The 4,604-nt window shown below is 60.5% G+C and carries 3 protein-coding genes; 1 reads left to right on the forward strand and 2 read right to left on the reverse strand.

Annotated features, from left to right (window positions below; translation table 11 throughout):
* Both ABHR76_RS09480 and pyk read right to left on the reverse strand, forming a co-directional pair.
* On the reverse strand, positions 1-311 hold a 311-nt coding region (locus ABHR76_RS09480; protein WP_346977525.1), incomplete at its 3' end, for a hypothetical protein.
* A 426-nt stretch (positions 312-737) separates the two neighbouring features.
* Positions 738-2,198 (reverse strand): pyruvate kinase, encoded by a 1,461-nt coding sequence (gene pyk, locus ABHR76_RS09485; RefSeq protein WP_346977527.1) that lies wholly within the window; start codon positions 2,196-2,198, stop codon positions 738-740.
* A gap of 441 nt (positions 2,199-2,639) precedes the next feature.
* On the opposite strand from pyk, the gene ABHR76_RS09490 reads away from it, so the two are divergent.
* Positions 2,640-4,604 (forward strand): cation-translocating P-type ATPase (locus ABHR76_RS09490; protein WP_346977529.1); only part of this gene is annotated, 1,965 nt, incomplete at its 3' end.

A 4,604-nucleotide genomic window follows, 5' to 3' on the forward strand; every position in this document is an offset into this window, starting at 1 on the left:
GCAGCAAGGTTGAGCAGCGTAAACTCGGGCGACGTGACATCAAATCCATGCTCAGTCTGCCTAAACGACCCAGGAGGTGGCTCTTGGGTCAGGAGATGCGATTTAAACAGGCTTCGCGACCCGGATTGTGCCCGAGTGAATACAAGCCTGTGAAGTGGTGCGTGAAGCAGGTCTTTTACAACTGCATGACTTCCGAGGCCACAACATCTGCGATCCATATTGCCAAGGCTAATGGCGGGGTAAAGGCCTAATACCTGCGGCGGGATGCGGTAGTAGTTAAAGGCGGATTGCCCACAAAGCGTCAGGTCCATAATGCCCTCCTGGCCGAAATCATCTCTTTGAAGCGAGTGATGCCAGCGTCAATCCGGAAGTATGCGGCAAAATCTGAACCCTATGAGCGGACCTGGCTTTTGAGGCTAGTTTATCAGGCATTTTGTTGCGAAAAAACAGGGTGTGCTCGGAGGTTCCAGAATTTGCCGCATACTTCCGAAAACCAGGTCGATTTGGTTCTTGCTAAAACGATTTATCAGCCCTGTGTGAGGTGTGGGTTTGCTACCGGGCGAACACTTTTAGCGCTTGGGGCTTTATTTTTTGGGCCTCGGAGGGCGGATTTCGCGCTTTTGGTAAAGAAATGGGTGCGTGTCATGCCGTGCGGTAGGCATCGGCGCACAGAAAAAGGGCCCGGAAGGCTTTGCCTTCCGGGCCCTTTGCAATGCAAGTGTGCTTGCAAGTGCGATTTAGCGCACCTGAGCGACGTAAGCGACGTTGGTCGAGGAGACCTTGTCCTCGAGCTGGACGCTCATGCGGGGATCGCCGGCGGTAGCGACGGTCAAATCGCCAGTCTTGACGTAGCCGAGCTCCTTAGCGGTCTCGATCGCCTTGACGATCGTGCCGTTGACGGTGCCCTGGGTAATCTCGGCCTGGTGCGGGATAACGCCCCAGTACATGATCATCTGCTGGACGGCCCACTCGTGGCGGGAGAACGCGCAGATCGGCATGTTGGGACGGAAGTGCGAGATCAGGCGAGCGGTACGACCGGTGGTCGTCGGCACGGTGATGCACTTGGCGCCAACGGTGGTGGCCATGTTCACGGCGGACATACCCACAACGTTGTTGACGACGCGGGTGCCGTGAGCGTCAGCCGGAACCTCGAGCGGAGCGTGAGCCGGGAGGTACTTCTCGGTCTCGAGAGCAATGCTGGCCTGCATCTTGACGGCCTCGACCGGGTACTTGCCGGCAGCGGACTCGCCGGACAGCATGACGGCGTCGGTGCCGTCGCAAATGGCGTTAGCAACGTCGGCAACCTCGGCGCGCGTCGGGCGCGGGTTCTGCTGCATGGAGTCGAGCATCTGCGTAGCGGTGATAACGGGCTTGTAGGCCGCGTTGCACTTAGCGATGATCTCCTTCTGGATGTGCGGAACAAGCTCGGGCTTGATCTCGATGCCCAGGTCGCCACGGGCGACCATGATGCCGTCGGAAGCCTCGAGGATCTCGTCGAAGTTCTCGACGCCCAGGGCGCACTCGATCTTCGGGAAGATCGTCACGTGCTCGCCGCCGTTCTCGCGGCAAAGCTCGCGGATGCCGCGGACGGACTCGCCGTCGCGGATGAAGGAAGCGGCGATGTAGTCGATGTTCTCGGTCAGGCCAAAGAGGATGTCCTGACGATCGCGCTCGGTGATGGCGGGCAGCGAGATGTTGACGTTGGGCATGTTGACGCCCTTGCGCTCGCCAATCAGGCCGTCGTTCTTGACGACGCAGGTCATGTCCTGGCCGTCGACGGACTCGACCTCGAGGGCAACCAGACCGTCATCGATCAGGATGAGGGAGCCCTTCTCGACCTCGGAGGGCAGAGCCAGGTAGTCGAGGGAGATGTGCTCAGCGGTGCCGTGGAAATCCTCGGACGTGGGCTGAGCGGTGACGACGATCTTGTCGCCGGTCTTGACGGCAACCTTCTTGCCGTCGACCAAAAGGCCGGTACGGACCTCGGGGCCCTTGGTGTCGAGCAGGATGCCGACGGGCATGCCGAGCTCCTTGGAAATACGACGGACGCGCTCGATGCGACCGTGGTGCTCGTCGTAGGATCCGTGCGAGAAGTTAAAACGGGCGACGTTCATGCCCGCCTTGATCATCTCGCGGATGGTCTCGTCGCTATCGCAGGCGGGACCCATGGTGCATACAATCTTGGTGCGCTTGTACATTCAGACCTCCATCTGACATCGTCTTGCGCTGATAGATAAACCATAAGAAATAAAACTGAGATGATTATAACGAAATGCCGACCGAATACCCCAAAAAATCGACCGTATGCCGAATTAGAAGTTCATTTTTTGCGGAAAAACGGTATATGCAAAAACTTTACCAACCGTTCTAACCGCTGCTATCTGGGCGATATTTTAGTTCGATGATGCGCCGAAGAAAAAACGTTTTATCAATCTTGAGCATCACACTGTCTGCACCGTTGCGCCTGTGCCGTGTTTCCAGATGGAATGTTTTGGCTAGACGCGTCGCTTTGGGGTACCATAGCTCCACTATCAACTGCCGCTCAGCACGGCAGCCTTGATGAGCCCTTGCCCTTCTCCTGGGAATTATGATCGGGCATCAATCTGCTGAGTGGCCCGAATCCCAGGAGGGGACTCTATATGCAAAAGGAATACCTGTCCGCCGCGGCGGAGGTACTCAGCGACCAGGGTGTCGATGAGAACCTCGGCCTGAGCAACGACGAGGCGTCGTCGCGCCTCGCCAAGACAGGCCCTAACAAGCTTGAGGAAGCCGAGAAGACGCCGCTGTGGAAGCGCTTCTTTGAGCAGATGGCAGACCCCATGGTCATCATGCTGATCGTTGCCGCCGTTATCAGCGCACTTACGGGCATGGTCAAGGGCGAGCCCGATTTTGCCGACGTCGCCATCATCATGTTCGTCGTTATCGTCAACTCGGTGCTGGGCGTGGTCCAGGAAGCCAAGAGCGAGGAAGCTCTCGAGGCCCTGCAGGAGATGAGCGCGGCACAGTCCAAGGTGCTGCGCGACGGCAAGCTCGTGCACCTGCCGAGCGCCGAGCTCGTGCCCGGTGACGTGATTATGCTCGAGGCGGGCGACTCGGTCCCGGCCGACTGCCGCGTCCTCGAGAGCGCCACGATGAAGATCGAAGAGGCCGCACTCACCGGCGAGTCCGTGCCGGTCGAGAAGCACACCAACGTGATTGAGCTTGCCGCGGGCACCGACGACGTGCCGCTCGGCGACCGCAAGAACATGTGCTACATGGGCTCCACCGTGGTGTACGGTCGCGGTCGCGCCGTCGTGGTCGGCACCGGCATGAACACCGAGATGGGCAAGATTGCCGGCGCTCTTGCCGAGGCCAAGGAAGAGCTCACGCCGCTGCAGGTGAAGCTTGCCGAGCTCAGCCGCATCCTCACTATCATGGTTATCGTCATCTGCGTCGTTATCTTTGGCGTCGACATCATCCGCCACGGCGTGGGCAACGTTCTCACCGACCCGACCGCGCTGCTCGATACCTTTATGGTCGCTGTCTCGCTTGCCGTCGCCGCCATCCCTGAGGGTCTGGTTGCCGTCGTGACTATCGTGCTTTCGCTCGGCGTGACCAAAATGGCCAAGCGCCAGGCGATTATCCGCAAGCTCTCTGCCGTCGAGACCCTTGGCTGCACGCAGACCATCTGCTCCGACAAGACCGGTACCCTTACCCAAAACAAGATGACCGTCGTCAAGCACGAGCTCGCTGCGCCTAAGGAGAAGTTCCTGGCCGGTATGGCGCTGTGCTCCGATGCCCAGTGGGACGAGGACCTGGGCGAGGCCGTTGGTGAGCCGACTGAGTGCGCGCTCGTCAACGATGCCGGCAAGGCTGGTCTTACTGGCCTGACTGCCGAGCACCCGCGCGTGGGCGAGGCCCCGTTCGACTCGGGCCGTAAGATGATGTCCGTGGTCGTCGAGACCCTGGACGGCGAGTATGAGCAGTACACCAAGGGCGCGCCCGACGTGGTGATCGGCCTGTGCACCCATATCTACGACGGCGACAGGGTCGTTCCGCTGACCGAGGAGCGTCGCGCCGAGCTCGTGGCCGCCAACAAGGCCATGGCCGACGAGGCCCTGCGCGTGCTGGCGCTGGCAAGCCGCACCTACACCGAGGTCCCGAGCGACTGCAGCCCCGCTGCGCTCGAGCACGACCTGGTCTTCTGCGGCCTGTCCGGCATGATTGACCCTGTCCGCCCCGAGGTCTCCGACGCCATCCGCGAGGCCCACGACGCCGGTATTCGCACCGTCATGATCACGGGCGACCATATCGACACCGCCGTGGCCATTGCCAAGCAGCTGGGAATCGTCACCGATCGCAGCCATGCCATTACCGGTGCCGACCTCGACCGCATGAGCGACGAGGAACTCGACGCGCACATCGAGGACTACGGCGTGTACGCCCGCGTTCAGCCCGAGCACAAGACCCGCATCGTCGAGGCTTGGAAGTCGCGCGACCAGATCGTGGCCATGACGGGCGACGGCGTCAACGACGCCCCGTCCATCAAGCGTGCCGACATCGGCGTGGGCATGGGCATCACCGGTACCGACGTCACCAAGAACGTCGCCGACATGGTGCTTGCC

Origin of the sequence: Collinsella aerofaciens, from assembly GCF_039752985.1 — a bacterium.
Lineage (GTDB): Bacteria > Actinomycetota > Coriobacteriia > Coriobacteriales > Coriobacteriaceae > Collinsella > Collinsella aerofaciens_BT.

Coding starts and splice junctions, on each gene's coding strand:
- pyk (WP_346977527.1), bottom strand. CDS start 2,198: ATGTACAAGCGCACCAAGATTGTATGCACCATGGGTCCCGCCTGCGAT.